Here is a 16,053-nt window from a genome sequence, read left to right as displayed (position 1 = left end):
CCTGAAAAGAGGTTTCGTTAGAGGATGCCCATGGACACTATCGCACCGGCCAAACCGGCGGCTCTCAGCGCCGCGCTTCCCTTCTCGGTCCCCTCCAGCCGCTGGGACGACTCGGTCGCCGCCACGCTGTCTCCAGCCGAACTTCTGCTCTACCGTTCGAACCTGCTCGGTTCGGACCTGACCGTCACCAATTTCGGCGGCGGCAATACCTCCGCCAAGCTGGAAGAGATCGACCCGCTGACCGGCGAGACGGTGGAAGTGCTGTGGGTGAAGGGTTCGGGCGGCGACATCGGTTCGATGAAGCTGGACGGGTTCGCCACGCTCTACCAGCACAAGCTGCTTGGCCTTGAAAAGCACTACGGCGGGCCGGACGATGACGACAAGATGGTCGGCTTCCTGCCGCACTGCACGTTCAATCTGAACGGCCGCGCCGCCTCCATCGATACGCCGCTGCACTCGCTGCTGCCGTTCGCGCATGTCGATCACGTCCACCCCGATGCGATCATCGCGCTGGCTGCCAGCTCGGGCGGCGAGGCGGCCACCCAGGAAATCTGGGGCGGCAAGATCGGCTGGCTCGGCTGGAAGCGCCCCGGCTACACGCTGGGCGTGATGCTGCGCGACTATGTGGCGGCCAACCCCGGCGTGGAGGGCGTCATGCTCGCCGGCCATGGCATCATCTGCTGGGCGGACAGTGCCAAGTCCTGCTACGAACACACCGTAGACCTGATCGCCGATGCGGCGAACTACCTCAACGCGAAGCTTTCCGAAAAACCTGCTTTCGGTGGTGCGGTCCTCTCCTCCTCCTCGGACCGCGCGGCCATTGCTGCCGACCTTATGCCCCGCCTGCGTGCTCAGATGACCGGGGCCCGGCGTAAGGTCGGCCATTTTTCGGACGACGCCGAAGCGCTGGAATTCGTGAACTCGGCCGAGTTCGAGCGCCTTGCTGCGCTGGGCACCTCGTGCCCCGACCACTTCCTCCGCACCAAGATCGCTCCCCTGACGCTCGATCCGGCGCGGCTTCAGGACGATGCCTACCTGGCGCAGAAGATTGCCGATTATCGCGATATGTACGCAGCCTATTACACCCGCTGCAAGCGGGCTAACTCGCCGGCGATGCGCGATGCCAACCCGGTGGTCGTGCTGGTGCCGGGCGTGGGCCGCATCACTTTCGCCACCGACAAGACCACCGCGCGCCTTGCCGGTGAGTTCTACGGCAACGCCATCAATGTGATGCGCGGCGCTGAGGCCATCGGCGACTACATCGCGCTCGACGAGCAGGAAGCGTTCGACATCGAATACTGGCTGCTTGAGGAAGCCAAGCTCCAGCGCATGCCTGCACCCAAGCCCTTGGTCGGCCGCGTGGCGCTCGTCACCGGCGGTGCAGGGGGCATCGGCGCCGCCACCGCCGCGCGCCTGATGGCGGACGGCGCCTGCGTGCTGCTGGCTGATCGCGATGCCAATGCCGTGGAAGAAGTGCGCGCCGGTTTCGCCAAGCAGTTCGGCAAGGACGTTGTCCGTGCCGCCGTCTGCGACGTGACCGACGAAGCGCAAGTGGCGGAAGCTTTTGCCGTGGCCGCGCGCGAATTCGGCGGGCTCGACATCCTCGTCGCCAATGCCGGCATCGCTTCCTCGGCCCCGATCGAGGAGACCACGATCGAACTGTGGAACCGCAATTACGATGTGCTGGCGCAGGGCTACTTCCTCACCAGCCGCGCCGCATGGCCGTTGCTGAAGGGCATGAAGGAGCAGGGCGGTACGTCGGTGGTGTTCATCGGCTCGAAGAACGGCGTGGCTGCGGCCACCAATGCCTCCGCCTATGCCTCTGCCAAGGCGGCGGCGAACCACCTTGCGCGCTGCCTTGCACTGGAAGGCGCGCCGCACGGCATTCGCGTCAACGTCGTCAACCCCGATGCCGTCATCAAGGGCAGCAAGATCTGGGACGGCGACTGGCGCAAGGAACGCGCGGGCGCCCACGGCATCGACACCGGCAAGGAACTGGAAGAGCACTACCGCAACCGCTCCATGCTGAAGCGCGATGTGTTGCCTGCGGACATTGCCGAGGCGGTCTATTTCCTCGCGGGCGACCAGTCGGCGAAATCGACCGGCAACATGATCAATGTCGATGCGGGTAACGCGCAGGCGTTCACGCGCTAAGAGGTCTATTCGGGGAATGTGCGAACCGGCGCATTCCCCTTTCCGGCACTGCGGTACCGGATGGGTAAGAGGATAACAGAATGAGCAGACTGCCGATTTCCGAAGAGCTGATCGCCGAAGCCAACGCCCGCGCGGCGGATGCGCTGGAGGACGAATACGCCTCGCTCGGTCGCAAGCTGGAACGTTCGGGCATCGCCATCGATGCGATCAAGGACAAAGTCGCCGCCTTCTCGGTCGCGGTTCCCTCGTGGGGCGCGGGCCGCGGCGGCACCCGCTTCGCCAAGTTCCCGATTGCCGGTGAGCCGACCAGCATTCACGAGAAGCTGGAAGACTGCGCCGTCATCAACCAGCTTTCGCGCCTGACCCCGCGCGTCTCGCCGCATTTCCCGTGGGACAAGGTGTCTGACTACAAGGCACTGCGTGAAGAGGCCGCCAGCCTTGGCCTCGGCTTCGATGCGGTGAACTCCAACACCTTCCAGGACCAGAAGGACCAGGCCCACACTTACGCCACCGGTTCGCTTTCCTCGACCATCGAAGCCACGCGCCAGCAGGCGGTGGAGCACAACATCGAATGCATCGAGATCGGCAAGCAGCTCGGCTCGACCGACCTGACCGTCTGGGTGGGGGACGGCACCAACTTCCCCGGCCAGCAGGACCTTGGCCGCAGTCTCGACCGCTATCTTGACGCCGCTGCGCAAGTCTATGCCGCGCTGCCCGATGACTGGCGGATGCTGCTGGAACACAAGATGTTCGAACCGGCGTTCTACTCCACCGTCATCAGCGACTGGGGTTCCTCGATCCTTGCCGCACAGGAACTGGGGCCCAAGGCCAAGTGCCTTGTCGACCTTGGCCACCATGCGCCGAACGTCAATATCGAGCAGATCGTGGCGCGCCTCCACCGCTTCGGCAAGCTGGGCGGCTTCCACTTCAACGACAGCAAGTACGGTGATGACGATCTCGATTCGGGCTCGATCAACCCGCACCAGCTGTTCCTGGTGTTCAACGAACTGGTCGAGGCGGAACTGGCCCCGCGTGACGGGTTCAAGCCCGCCTACATGATCGACCAGTCGCACAACGTGACCGATCCGATCGAGTCGATGCTGTCCTCGGCCGAAGCCATCGGCTCCTGCTACGCCAAGGCGCTGCTGGTGGACCGCGAGGCGCTGCATCTCTCGCAGGAAGCCAACGACACGATGATGGCCTTCCAGGCGCTGCGCCGCGCCTACAACGTCGATGTCAGCCCAATCCTTGCCAAGGCGCGCGTGGAGGCGGGCGGCGCGGCGGACGTGCTGGGTGTCTACCGCGAAAGCCGCTGGCGCGACCGCAAGGCGCAGGAACGCAAGGCCGTGGGCCTTGGTGCCGGGATCGTCTGATACCGAGGCGCATCGCCATCCCATTCCTTTCGTCATCGCGAGCCCGCGAAGCGGGAGAAGCGATCCAGGGCCGCGTAAAGCGCTCCTGGATTGCCACGCGACCTTCGGTCGCTCGCAATGATGAAGAGGGGACGAAGAGGGGGCTGTGAGCGCCCGATTACCACAATGAATTCCCGGACAAGGGGCGCAAAAGCCCCACCGGAAACCCTTTCGCCGGGACGGATAGGTCCCGGCGGCGGGGCAAGAACAGAACAACCACGACAACAATAATCGACACAACCATTTGGATCCGGGAGGGATTATGCCGATCCATTCGCTTCGTACCGTGCTTTGTCTTGCTACGGCGCTCGTTGCTGTGCCGTCCTTCGCGCAGGAGCGGCCCGCTCCGCCTGCGCCCGCCGCGAATGCCCCGCTGGAAGAACAGTTCCGCGATCCGCCGAATTCCGCCCGCCCGCGCGTCTGGTGGCACTGGATGAACGGCAACATCTCCAAGGACGGCATCGCCAAGGACATCGCGTGGATGAAGCGCGTGGGCATCGGCGGTCTCCAGAACTTCGACGCCAATCTCCAGACCCCGCAAGTGGTGGACCACCGCCTCGTCTACATGACGCCCGAGTGGAAGGACGCCTTCCGCTTCGCCGCGCAGGAAGCGGACCGGCAGGGCCTTGAACTTGCCATCGCGTCCTCTCCCGGCTGGTCCGAAACCGGCGGTCCTTGGGTCAAGCCCGAGGACGGTTTGAAGAAGCTGGTCTGGAGCGAGACGCAAGTGACCGGCGGCAAGGCCTTCACCGGCAAGCTTGCCCCGCCGCCCGGCGCGACCGGTCCCTATCAGGACCTGCCGATGGCCAAGAGCATTGAGGAGATGATCTCCGGCGCGAAGGGCGCGGAGCCGCCGCAGCACTATCAGGACGTGGCCGTGCTCGCCGTGCCGCTGGCGCCGATAGCCATGGTCCGCCCGCGTGCCAGCCTCGGTGACGGCAGTGCGATCGACGGCGGCGCCCTGAGCGATCAGGACCTCAACACCGGCGTCGATGTGCCCCACGGCACGCCGGACAAGCCCAACGCCGTACTGCTGACTTACGACAAGCCGCAGACCATCCGCTCCGCCTCGATCTTCCTGCCGGGCGCGCGGATGATGTTCGGCGGGCCTTCGGTCGCGCCGGTGCTCGAAGCGAGCGACGATGGCAAGACATGGCGCAAGGTGGCCGACTTCCATGTCGAGCAGGTGCCTACCACCATCGCTTTCGCGCCGGTCACCGCGCGCCAGTTCCGCGTGGTGCTGACGCCGCTTTCGCCCACCATGTCGAACATGGGCTCGGCCGCGCCGGGGCTTGCCATGGATCTGGGCGCGATGATGGGAGCCGTGGGCGCCCTACCGTTCCGCGTTGCCGACTTCAGGCTCTCCGGCGAAGCGGCGATCGACCAGTCGCAGCTCAAGGCCGGTTATGCGATCCCGCACGATTACTACGCGCTCGGCAATCCGGGCGACGGGGCCAAGGGGCCGGACGTTGGCAAGGTGATCGACCTCACCGGCAAGCTGCGCGCGGACGGCACGCTCGACTGGACGCCGCCTGCCGGAAACTGGCGCGTGATCCGCATGGGCTATTCGCTGCTCGGCACCACCAACCACCCCGCGCCGCCCGAGGCGACCGGGCTTGAGGTGGACAAGTTCGACGGCGACGCGGTGCGCCGCTACCTCGACCACTACCTTGGCATGTACAAGGACGCTGCCGGTCCCGGGATGGTCGGCCAGCGCGGCGTGCGCGCACTGCTGACCGATTCCATCGAAGTCGGCGCCGCCAACTGGACGCCGAAGATGGTGGAGCAGTTCAAGCGTCTGCGCGGCTATGATCCCACCCCTTGGCTGCCCGCGATCACCGGCACCCTGATCGGCAGCCGCGAGGACAGCGACCGCTTCCTCTACGACTATCGCCGCACCCTGGCGGACCTGATGGCCAGCGAGCACTACGGCACCGTCGCCAAGGTGGCGCACGAGAACGGCCTCAAGGTCTATGGCGAGGCGCTGGAAGACCATCGCCCCTCGCTGGGTGACGACATGACCATGCGCAGCCATACCGACGTGCCGATGGCTGCGATGTGGACCCACTCGCGCGAGCAGGGGCCGAACCCCAGCTATCTGGCCGACATCAAGGGCGCGGCCTCGGTCGCGCATCTCTACGGGCAGAATCTGGTGGCGGCGGAATCGATGACCGCCGCGCTCAATCCGTGGAACTTCGCACCCAAGGACCTGAAGCGGATCATCGATCTGGAGTTCGTCACCGGCGTCAACCGGCCGGTGGTGCACACCTCGGTCCACGTGCCGGTGGACGACAAGAAGCCGGGCCTCTCGCTCTTCATCTTCGGCCAGTATTTCAACCGGATGGAAAGCTGGGGCGAGATGGCGAAGCCCTGGGTGGACTACATTGCGCGGTCCTCGCTGCTGCTTCAGGACGGTCGCAACGTGGCGGACGTGGCCTACTTCTACGGCGAGGAAGCGCCGCTGACCGGGCTTTACGGCGACAAGCCGGTGGCCGATGCCCCGGTGACACACGCCTACGACTTCCTCAGCCACGATGCGCTGACCGACCTGCTGACCAACGACGGCAACGAAGTGGTCGCGCCCAGCGGCGCGCGCTACCGGGCGATCTACCTCGGCGGGTCTTCGCAGCACATGACGCTTGGCGCGCTCACGAAACTGGCCGCGCTGGTCGAGGGCGGGGCGACGGTGATCGGCGAAGCACCGGTCTCGACGCCCAGCCTGATGGCGGAGGGCAAGAGCGGGGAATGGAGCGCGCTGGTGGCCAAGCTCTGGCCGGGCAGCGGGGACGCCACGGTCGGCAAGGGCCGGGTGATCGCCGGCAAGGATGTCGAGGGCGCACTCCGGACGCTGGGCGTGGCACCCGACTTCGCCTTTACCGGCGCCGACGCGGGCGTGAAAATCCCCTTCGTCCACCGCCGCGATGCGCAGGGCGAGATCTACTATCTCTCCAACCCGCAAGCGAGCCCGCAGACCATCGACGCGCACTTCCGCGTCACCGGCAAGGCGCCCGAACTCTGGCACGCCGAAACCGGAACCAGCGAGCCGGTCAGCTATCGGATCGAAAACGGCGAGACGGTGGTGCCGCTCAGCCTCGTGGCGGACGATGCGGTCTTCGTCGTGTTTCGCAAGCCTGCCACCGCGCAGAGCCTGACGGTGCCTGCAAAGACGGTGCAGAAGCTGTCCTCGCTCGATGACGGGTGGACCGTGCGCTTCCAGGCCGATCGCGGTGCTCCTACCTCGGTGGCGATGGCGAAGCTCTCTCCGCTGAACGAAAGCAGCGATCCGGGCGTGAAGTATTTCTCTGGCGAGGCGACTTATTCGCGCAGCTTCGCGCTGCCGAAGGGCGCCAAGCCGGGGCAGCCGCTGTGGCTCGATCTGGGGCAGGTGGGCGATCTTGCCGAAGTGCGGGTGAACGGCCAGCCCGTCGGCGCGGCGTGGCATGCGCCGTACCGGATCGACATCGGCAAGGCGGTGAAGTCCGGCAGCAACACCATCGAGGTGAAGGTGGCGAACCTCTGGGTCAACCGCCTGATCGGCGATGCCCAGCCGGGCGCGCAGAAGATCACCTGGACCGCGCTGCCCACCTACAAGGCCGACGCGCCGCTGCGGCCTTCGGGGCTGATCGGGCCGGTTGTGCTGGAAGGCGGGAAGTAAGGGGTCGAGGCTCGGGCTTTGCTGAAAACGCGAGCCCGAGCCATTTGAAAATAATACAGAACTCGAGCCAAAAACTCCGTCATCCCCGCGAAGGCGGGGATCCCGCTTCTTTTTTAGCACGCAGATGCGCGGAGACGCAGAGAGATCGTGCTGGCGGCCACCTCTCCGCGTCTCTGCGTGAACCCAAAAAGCGGGGCCCCCACCTTCGCGGGGGCGACGGGGTTTTGGTTCAGGGGAACCGTGTTCGGTGCGGGAGTCGGCTTCTCGGTCGTGTGCGACTGAGCCGGTTATACCCCTCCGTCAGCACTACGCGCTGCCACCTCCCCTTGCAGGGGAGGAGTTGCGGAAACCTCGGCCGCCCGCTGCGCTGCCTGTGCCACGCTGAACGTCGAACCCTCGGCCAGCACCCGGCAACCGGCCGCCGCCAGCACATCGCGCACCCGGTCATGCGCGCGGGCGAGGATCACGTGCTTGCCCGCCTTCTCCAGGCTTTGCGCGAACTCGGAGACCACTTCGATGGCCGTGCTGTCGAGGTCGTTGCTCTCTTCAAGGCTCAGCACCACCACGCGCGCCGCGCTGGCCCGCGCGCGGCGGGCGATGACGCCCAGCACCGTCTCGGCATTGGCGAAGACCAGTTGCCCATTCGGACGGAAGATGACCGCGCCGGGCACGCGGTGCGCCTCCGGATGGCGGGCGAGATCGACGAACTCGTGCCCCTCGCCAAGCTGCCCCAGCTCGCTGATCGGCGGGTTCGCCAGTTCGTAGAGCAAGTGCATGATCGACAGCAGCACCGCCAGCAGCATGCCGTTGAGCACGCCCAGCATCAGCACCCCCAGCACCGCTACCAGCGCGATCCAGTGATCGCGGCGGATGCGGAAGAGGTGCAGCAACGGCCCGGGCGAGAGCGCATGGGTCAGCGCGACGATGACGATGGCGGCCAGCATCGGCTGGGGGATCCGCGCGATCCAGCAGCCCGAGGCGAACAGCGCCATCGCCAGCAGCGCAAGGCTCGCCGCCGCCGCTGCCCAGCGGCTGGATGCGCCCGCCGCCTCGTTGGCCGACCCCGCCGAGAAGCCCGCGCCCACCGGCATGCCCTGCACCAGCGCCGAGGCGAGGTTGGCCGCCCCCAGCGAGGCGAGTTCGCGGTTGGGCGAAAGCCCGTCGCCATGGCGCAGCGCCAGCGTGCGCATGGTGCCCCAGCTTTCGGCAAACAGGATCAATGCGATCGGTGCGGCCAGCTGGACAAGCCGGGCAAGCCGGGCAAGCGCGGTGGCGGAGAACGGCCAGTCGCTCTGCGGCCAGCCAAGGCCGACAGGCCCGGCCACGGCGATGCCGAAGTGCGGCAGATCCACCGCCGCGCCCAGCACCACGGCGGCGACCAGTACGATCAGCGCGCCCGGGATCTGCGGCACCCGCCGCAGCGCCAGCAGTACCGCCAGCGTTGCCGCGCCGAGCAGGCCGCTCAGCACATGCCATTCCGAAATCCGCGCGGCGAGACCCATCAGCACCGCGAAGATAGTGCCCGAAGGCGCCGAAATGCCTACAACCGCAGGCAACTGCCGCACGATGATGGTAATCGCGAGGCCGAAGGCAAACCCGCGCAGCACCGGGCGCGAGACGAAGCTGGCAAGGCTGCCCAGCCGCAGCAGCGACAGCAGCAGGAAGATCAGCCCGGTCATGCCCACCAGCACGGTCGCTAGTCCTTCGCGCGCCGGGCCGGTGGCGGAGAGGCTGGCCAGCGTGGCTGCAAGGATCGCGGCGGCGGATGATGTGGGCGAGACCACCGCGAAACGGCTGCGCCCCACCGCGACATAGGCCAGCCCTCCGGCAATCGCGGCGGCCAATGCGCGGCCCGGAGCCAGCCCGGCGATCTCCGCATAGGCGACGCTTTCCGGCAGGATCAGCCCGGCCATGGCAAGGCCGGTCAATCCATCGCGCCAGACGGGTTTGGTCATCGCGGCCGGCCTTTCATCGCTCTCCAAACGATCATCTTAACGCGTTGCGGGCGCGGAATAAATCATGCTTCGGGCAGATGGGGATGCGTCGATTTGTCGAGATGCGGGCGGTGCCCGGTCATCCGCAGGTAGAAGCGCGAGAAATAGGACGGGTCGGAGAAGCCCAGCTCATTGGAAACCTGCACCACGCTGGCATTGGCGAAGCACAACAGTCGCTGGGCTTCCAGTGCGAGCCGGGCGTGAAGCAGGTCCTGCGGCGTGCAGTCCAGCTTCGCGCGGGTCAGGCGGGTCAGCGTGCGCGTGGTCATGCCCAGCCGCTCGGCATACCAGCCCAGCGGCAACTGGTCGCGAAAGTGCAGTTCCACCAGATGGCGCAAGTGCGAAATGCGCTGGTCGCTGCCGCCATCGTCTGCCGCCTCTTCCTCGGGCAGCAGCGAGCGCATCAGCGCTTCCGCCATGGACAGGAACAGGGCATTCGGCCGCCGCCAGTCCTGCGGGATGGCGAGCATCTCCGCGCAGAGGAATTCGACCCGTGGCAGTATTTCCAGCGGCGTCGGTGCGAAGCGGCCGTGGGTGGAGGCGTGGAGCAGCGGATCGCCCAACCCGCTGCGCCGCTCGGCAAAGGCGCTGCTGAGCATGAGCACATAACCCAGGGTCTCTGGCCGGAAACGGAAACCGTGGATGCTGCCGGCCGGGACGACGATGTGGCAGGGCGCTTCCAGAGTCTCGGTCTTGTCGTCGATGGTGAGGGTTACTTGTCCCTTCGATACCAGCATGACCTGCACGCCGCGGACATGGCGGTGCGGCGCAATTTCCCAGTCGTGCAAGGAACTTCGTGCCGCAATCGTCTCGATATGTCCGAATTCCGCGAGGCTTTCGGCGATTTCCTCGCCATAGAGGACATAGCTGGGAATGGGGCGGGGCGTGGGCAGGGGGTTGGGCATGGTCAGACTCGGGCGTGTCCTGAAAGTACCGGAACAATGGCCGTCTGGTGCATTCCGGCAAGCGCTGCGCGGTGTCAATCCCGTGAACACGCAATGCGGCCGTCCGAAGGGCGGGCCGCACGATCGGGAGATGGAGAATGCGAACTCAAGTCGCCATTGTCGGCGCCGGGCCGGCTGGCCTGTTGCTGGGTCACCTGCTGCGCGCCGAAGGCATCGACTGTGTCGTGGTCGAGCGCCAGACCGGCGAATATGTCCTCTCGCGCATCCGTGCCGGCGTGCTCGAACAGGGCACCGTCGCGCTGATGGAGCGGCTGGGCCTCGATGCGCGGATGAAGGCGGAAGGCCTGCCGCATGACGGCTTCAACCTTGCCGACGGCGAACGCCTGATCCGCATCGATATCAAGGCGCTGACCGGCAAGCAGGTCATGGTCTATGGCCAGACCGAGCTGACGCGCGACTTGATGGAAGCGACCGAGCCGCGCGGCCTTGAAGTGATCTATCAGGCGGGCGACGTCGCCTTGCACGATATCGAGAGCGATGCGCCTTACCTGACCTATTCGAAAGACGGCGCCGAACAGCGCATCGACGCGCGCTTCATCGTCGGTTGCGACGGCTTCCATGGCCCGTCGCGTCAGGCGATCCCGGCCAGTGTCGGCCAGACGTTCGAGCGCGTCTATCCGTTCGGCTGGCTGGGCATTCTGGCCGATGTGCCGCCCTGCAATCACGAACTGATCTACGCGCACCACGAACGCGGCTTCGCGCTCGCCTCGCAGCGCAGCCACACGCGCAGCCGTTATTACATCGACGTGCCGCTGACCGAGAAGCTGGAAGACTGGAGCGACGATCGCATTTGGGACGAACTGGCGATCCGCCTCGGTCCTGATGCCGCCGCGCATATCACGCGCGGCCCCTCCATCGAGAAGTCGATCGCGCCGCTGCGCTCCTTCGTGTTCGAGCCGATGCGCCACGGCAGCCTGCTGCTCTGCGGCGATGCCGCGCACATCGTGCCGCCGACCGGCGCCAAGGGCCTGAACCTTGCCGCCAGCGACGTCTACTACGCCTGCGAGGCGCTGACCGGGTTCTTCCGGAAGGCCGATAATGACGCCATCGTCGGCTACTCGGCCAAGGCGCTGCGCCGGGTCTGGGCTTCGGAGCGGTTCAGCTGGTCGCTGACCAAGCTGATGCACCGTTTCCCCGAGGACGGTCCGTTCGAGCGCCGCATGCAGTTGGCGGAGCTGGACTACATCGCGTCGAGCGAACATGCGCGGCGGGTGATTGCCGAGAATTACGTGGGGTTGCCGGTTTAGGTTGCTCGCCTGCCGAGGTCTGATGGTGGGCCTGACGCTGACCCCTAACACTCGTCGCCCTCGCAAAGGCGGGGGCCCCGCTTTTCTTTGCGACGTCGCGCGAAGCAAGCGGGATCCCCGCCTGCGCGGGGATGACGGGAAGAGGGATGCGGTTCGGACGTGGCCAGTAGGCCATTCCCTGACCTTGGCCCCCACCTTCGTCATTGCGAGCGTAGCGAAGCAATCCAGGGCAGTTTCGAGCCGCTCTGGATTGCTTCGCTACGCTCGCAATGACGAAGGGCTTTTGGGTAATTCAGCCTGCTGAGGAGCGCTACCGGTGCTGCCCCGACGTTCAACTCTGCGCCGCAGGCGTCTCCACCACCAGTCCCTCAAGCGCCTCCGTCACCGTAAGCTGGCACGAAAGCCGGACCCTCGGATGCCCGTCGCCCGAAGTCTCGATCACGGGGCCTTCGTATTCGCCGGGCCCGCCAAGCCGCTCATACCATTCGGGCGTCAGGTGCACCCGGCACGTGCCGCAATAGCAGTTCCCTCCGCACACCGCCTCGATGGCATCGATCCCACCGGCGACAGCGTTTTCCATCAGCGAGATCCCCTCGCTCGCCTCGATTTCGCGCACGATTCCGCCCGCGTCGATAAAGGTCACGCGTACCATGAGGGGCAGGCCGGATCGCAGGCGACCAGCGCCCCGCGCAGTTCGTACCCCTGGATCATGCTGTTCCAGATGATCTTCGGCTCGGAAACGAGGCGGATGCCGGGCAGGCGCAGCATGCGGTCGAGGAAGATCCGCGTTTCGTGCAGCGCCACTTGTGCGCCGGGGCAGCGGTGCGGGCCGTCTCCGAAACTCATGTAGGGGCCGGCCACTTTCATCCGCTTGGCCCGGTCGGGGTCGAGTTCGAAGGGGCAGGGGCCGGTGATCGCCTCGTCCACATTGGCCTCGCGGATCGAGACGCAGAGCACTTCGCCTTCCTCCATCACGCCGGGCTGCGGTTCCACCGCGCGGCGGTGGAGCATCGAGGCGACGGGTTCCAGCCGCAGGATCTCTTCCAGAATGGCGGACTGGTCGGCCTCGCCACCGGTCAGGTAGCGGGTGCGCAAGTCCGGATTGTCGAACAGGTGCCACGCGGCCATGACGATGAATTCGCGCGTGGTCATCATTCCGGCGCCGCCGTAGCTCAGGCACTCCATGATCATGCCCTTGCGCGAGTAATTCTCGCCGACCATGAACGAGATCACGTCGTCGCGCGGTTCCTTGCGGCGCGCGGCGATCGCGGGGACCAGGTCCTTGCGATAGAACCGGCCGACGCGCAGCAGCATCTTCGCGGCGAAGATCATGTTGCCGATGCGGCCCGGCTTTCGGTCCAGCGAACTGTCGAGCACGGACTTGATGCGTCTGGCGAGGTTGCGGTTGCTGTCGCTGTCCGTCAAGCCGACGATCTCGGCGGTGACATCCACCGCCATCTGGAAGCTCAGTTCGTCCAGCGGCAGCGGCTTGCCTTCCTGAAGCCGCGCCACAAGTTCATCCATCGTCCGGTGCATGACCGCGTGGTGGCGGGTGACGATGGTCTTGGGCGCGAACAGTCCGGCCACGGCGGCGCGGCGTTTGCGGTGGAGATCGCCGTCGAGAAAGAAGAACGAGACCTCGTCCGGCCGCGAAAGATCGGTATCGTCGGCATGGGCGCCGGCCTGCCGGACCTTGGCCGACCGCAGGACCTCGCGGCCGATGGCAAAGTCGCCGACAACGCGCGATCCGGGCTGCGGCGTGATGTTCGCCTCGGCGAGACGGGCGCTCTTGCGGTCGTCGCGTCCCAATTTCTGACCATGCCCATACGGACATTTTGCGGGTTCGGCGTTCATGGCCGTGCTCCTTCCGACAACCCTGCTTCTCCCCATGCGTTCGGCTCTGGTGCGACCGACCAATTTGGAGGATATGATACGCAATGGATCAGAACATGGCCAGCGGCAATTTGGCGGCCGAGGGCCTCTCCCATGTCCGGCCCGGCGGTCCGTTTTTGTCCCCGGCTGCAAGAACTTGGGGCCTTCGCATGCGCAGCGTGATTGCCTCGCGGCGCTTTGCTGCTATCGCTGCCCGCGTGCGAATATTTGGAGCATGGAACCGCGCCGGAGCGCCGATGGTCATGGCGATCGCCTGTGCGCTCGCGGCGGGTGGACTTTCGGGATGCGCCGGGCAGTCTGGCCCCGCTGCCCAAGTGCCGAAAGCGCCCGAGCCCACGGTGGAGGCGCCAACCGATGGCGATTGGTGGAAGACGGCAAGCGATCCGCTGCTGGCAGACCTGATCGCGCGCGGAATCGCCGCCGATACCGACCTTGCCTGCCGCGCTGCCCGTCTTGACGCGCAGAACGAGGAGGATGCGGCGGCGGCCCGGCGGCTTACCGGAAAGGTGCGCAAGCTGGTGGGCGGCGAGCAGGACCTTGTGCGCGATGCCACGCGCCGGGCCGACGCCTATGCCTATGCGCAGGCCCGCGCCGAACGCGCGGCGGCAGTGGCGCTGGCTTATGTCGAGGTGCGGCGGCTCCAGAAAGTGCTGGTCCTGCGCACCGAGCGGCTCGACCAGTTCCGGGACAATGCAGCGATTGCCGAATTCCGCCGACAGGCCGGGCTCGTCACCGGGATCGACGGCGGCATCGGCAGCAGCATGGCCGGCGTTGCCGATGCCGATCTTTCCGCGACGCGCGCCCGTTTCGATGCGGCGCGGGCGAATCTGGCGCGGATGACCGGAATGGAGGATGCGGCGCTGCTCGCCGCGCTGGGTGAGGCTGGCGATGTACCCGATCTTGGCCGCGATCCGCCCGGCGTGGCCGACGAAGGGCCGCTCCACCGCGCCGACTTGCAGGCGCGGCGCTACCGGCTGCTGGCCAGTATCGAGCGCGAGAAGATGAGCCAGGCCGATATCGACGCGGCCGAGGCCCATCGCGGCGATCCCGGCACGCCGCCGCTGCTGCGCGACGGTCTTGCAGAGATGGACAAGGCCGAACTCGCTGCCCGCGCAGAGATCGCGGCGACACGCCAGTCGCTCGTCACGCTCGACACCCGCGAGGCCGCGCTGGCGCAGAGCAGTGAGCGCGCGCGCCGTGCGGTGCAGGATGCGCGCAGCGCCTATCGGGCCGGGATGGGCGATTTCGCCACGCTCTATGTGGCCGAAGCCTCCGCGTTATCGGTTGAGGAAGCGCGCCTTGGCATTCGCGCCGAGCGGGCCTCGGCAATGATCCGCCTGCATCTCCAGCGCGGCGACGGGTGGTCGGCCACCGACCTGACCCCGCCGCCGGGAGGCGCCGGTTGTGACTGAGCCCGAAGAGGTTTCGCTCGACCACTTTCTGGGCGGGGGCACTCGTCGCGGCCGCACGCACTTGCTGCGCATCGCCCTGCTGGCGGCGGCGGTGGTGGCGTTGGTGCTGCTGGTCGTGCGCTTTCTGGGCGGCACCGATTCGCCCTTCTACACCGCGCTGGTCGAACAGGGGAGCATCACGCCGCTCCTCTCCGAACGCGGGACCGTGCATGGCAGCGGCGAGGTCGCACTGGCCGCCGCGCTCGACGGCACCGTGACGGCGGAGGGCGTTCCGGCCGGCGGCAAAGTAGAGAAGGGGCAGATCCTGGCCACCATCGACGCCGAGCCGCTGCGCAGCACGCTCGCGGCCGACCGCGCGCTGGTGGCCGCTGCCGAGGCCGATCTTGAAGCCGCGCGCGGCGCGCGCGACGAGGCGACGTCCAAGCTGGCCCGCTTCGAGGATGTCTGGCGCCGCTCCGGCCACCGTGTGCCCGCGATCAACGAACTGGAAGCCGCGCGCACCGCTGCCGAGCGCGCCGCGCGCGAAGTGGCTGCCGCCGAAGCGCGTGTGTCTGCGGCTCGCAACAGCCTCAAGGCTGACAGCGAGACGTTGGCCGCCGCCGTCGTGCGGGCGCCTTTCGCGGGCTATGTGGTGGAACGCAATATCCGCACTGGCCAGCGCGTGCGGGTGGGCATGAAGCTGTTCACGCTGGCGGCAAGCGACGAGACGCTGGAGATCGAGATCCCGCTCGCCCGCGCGGGCAGTGCCGGTCTGGATGCCGGCACGGTGGCGCAAGTGCGGATCGATGCCATGCCCGATGACGTGCAGCAGGCGACGCTGGCACGTGTGCTGGCCGACAGCGCCGATGCACCGGGATCGCGCCGCGCGGTGTTCACGCTGGAAAAGCCGACCGAAGCGATCCGCCCCGGCATGGCAGCGACCGTGGAAGTGGCTCTGCCCGAACGGAAAAACGTGCTGCTGGTGCCCGATGCGGCGCTGACTTTCGAGCCGGGGAGCACCGGCGGCGCCCATGTGGATGGCAACTCGACTGGTCGCAACCAGCCGCGCATCTATCTCGTCTCGGGCGACGGGGAGCCGCGCCGCGTCTATGTGTCGGCCGGAGCGGGCGACGGCAAGCGTACCGAAGTCTTCGCCAACGACCTCAAGCCCGGCGCCGAAGTGATCGTGGGATGGCGCAATCCGCCCGAAAAGCATTAGCGCAAGAAGCGATAGTACACGGCTGGGCGAATCATCGAACGCGATCAACTTGTGTCGGTCACGATCTATTCATTTGCGATTGAATAATGCCGTCTCCAAGCTGTCAGCGCGCCGCATTAGTGG

At 66.7% G+C, this 16,053-nt stretch carries 10 protein-coding genes; 6 read left to right on the top strand and 4 right to left on the bottom strand.

Annotation, left to right across the window (positions count from 1 at the left end; all coding sequences use genetic code 11):
- Positions 1–30: 30 nt before the first annotated feature.
- The 3 genes from EDF56_RS10420 (at position 31) to EDF56_RS10410 (ending at position 7,221) form a co-directional block, all read left to right on the top strand.
- A complete protein-coding gene (locus EDF56_RS10420) occupies positions 31–2,154 on the top strand; it encodes a bifunctional rhamnulose-1-phosphate aldolase/short-chain dehydrogenase (RefSeq protein WP_132387005.1) in 2,124 nt (707 codons plus the stop codon).
- Between the two features lie 80 nt (positions 2,155–2,234).
- Positions 2,235–3,527, top strand: a complete 1,293-nt coding sequence (gene rhaI / locus EDF56_RS10415) for an L-rhamnose catabolism isomerase (protein ID WP_132387003.1) — start codon at positions 2,235–2,237, stop codon at positions 3,525–3,527.
- Positions 3,528–3,828: 301 nt separating this feature from the next.
- Positions 3,829–7,221 carry a glycosyl hydrolase gene (locus tag EDF56_RS10410; protein ID WP_132387001.1) on the top strand — a complete coding sequence of 1,131 codons (3,393 nt, stop codon included), beginning with the start codon at positions 3,829–3,831 and terminating at the stop codon, positions 7,219–7,221.
- Between the two features lie 287 nt (positions 7,222–7,508).
- Here EDF56_RS10410 and EDF56_RS10405 read toward each other — a convergent pair whose 3' ends face one another.
- Both EDF56_RS10405 and EDF56_RS10400 read right to left on the bottom strand, forming a co-directional pair.
- Positions 7,509–9,176: a SulP family inorganic anion transporter gene (locus EDF56_RS10405; protein WP_132386999.1), complete on the bottom strand. Its 1,668-nt coding sequence runs from the start codon at positions 9,174–9,176 to the stop codon at positions 7,509–7,511.
- A 62-nt stretch (positions 9,177–9,238) separates the two neighbouring features.
- Positions 9,239–10,120 (bottom strand): helix-turn-helix domain-containing protein, encoded by an 882-nt coding sequence (locus tag EDF56_RS10400; protein ID WP_132386997.1) that lies wholly within the window; start codon positions 10,118–10,120, stop codon positions 9,239–9,241.
- Between the two features lie 137 nt (positions 10,121–10,257).
- Here EDF56_RS10400 and pobA point away from each other — a divergent pair, with 137 nt between their 5' ends.
- On the top strand, positions 10,258–11,427 hold the full coding sequence (gene pobA, locus EDF56_RS10395; RefSeq protein WP_132386995.1) for a 4-hydroxybenzoate 3-monooxygenase: 1,170 nt from the start codon (positions 10,258–10,260) through the stop codon (positions 11,425–11,427).
- Positions 11,428–11,758: 331 nt separating this feature from the next.
- Here the strand turns inward: pobA and EDF56_RS10390 are convergent, their stop codons facing one another.
- Both EDF56_RS10390 and EDF56_RS10385 read right to left on the bottom strand, forming a co-directional pair.
- Complete coding sequence (locus tag EDF56_RS10390; protein WP_132386993.1) at positions 11,759–12,079, bottom strand: 2Fe-2S iron-sulfur cluster-binding protein; 321 nt, start codon at positions 12,077–12,079, stop codon at positions 11,759–11,761.
- The gene (locus EDF56_RS10385; RefSeq protein ID WP_132386991.1) at positions 12,067–13,281 is read right to left on the bottom strand and encodes a cytochrome P450; all 1,215 of its coding nucleotides are present in this window, start codon (positions 13,279–13,281) and stop codon (positions 12,067–12,069) included. The genes EDF56_RS10390 and EDF56_RS10385 overlap by 13 nt, the downstream gene beginning before the upstream one ends.
- A 236-nt stretch (positions 13,282–13,517) precedes the next feature.
- Between EDF56_RS10385 and EDF56_RS10380 the strand changes: the two genes are divergently transcribed.
- Positions 13,518–14,732, top strand: coding sequence for a TolC family protein (locus tag EDF56_RS10380; protein WP_165912168.1), 1,215 nt, complete (start codon positions 13,518–13,520; stop codon positions 14,730–14,732).
- On the top strand, positions 14,725–15,930 hold the full coding sequence (locus EDF56_RS10375; protein WP_132386987.1) for an HlyD family efflux transporter periplasmic adaptor subunit: 1,206 nt from the start codon (positions 14,725–14,727) through the stop codon (positions 15,928–15,930). The genes EDF56_RS10380 and EDF56_RS10375 overlap by 8 nt, the downstream gene beginning before the upstream one ends.
- The last annotated feature ends 123 nt before the right edge of the window (positions 15,931–16,053 follow it).

This window comes from Novosphingobium sp. PhB165, assembly GCF_004341845.1.
In the GTDB taxonomy this organism is placed as follows: Bacteria; Pseudomonadota; Alphaproteobacteria; order Sphingomonadales; family Sphingomonadaceae; genus Novosphingobium.
Note: the sequence above shows the minus strand (reverse complement) of the source record. Positions and strands in the feature narration are given on the sequence as shown.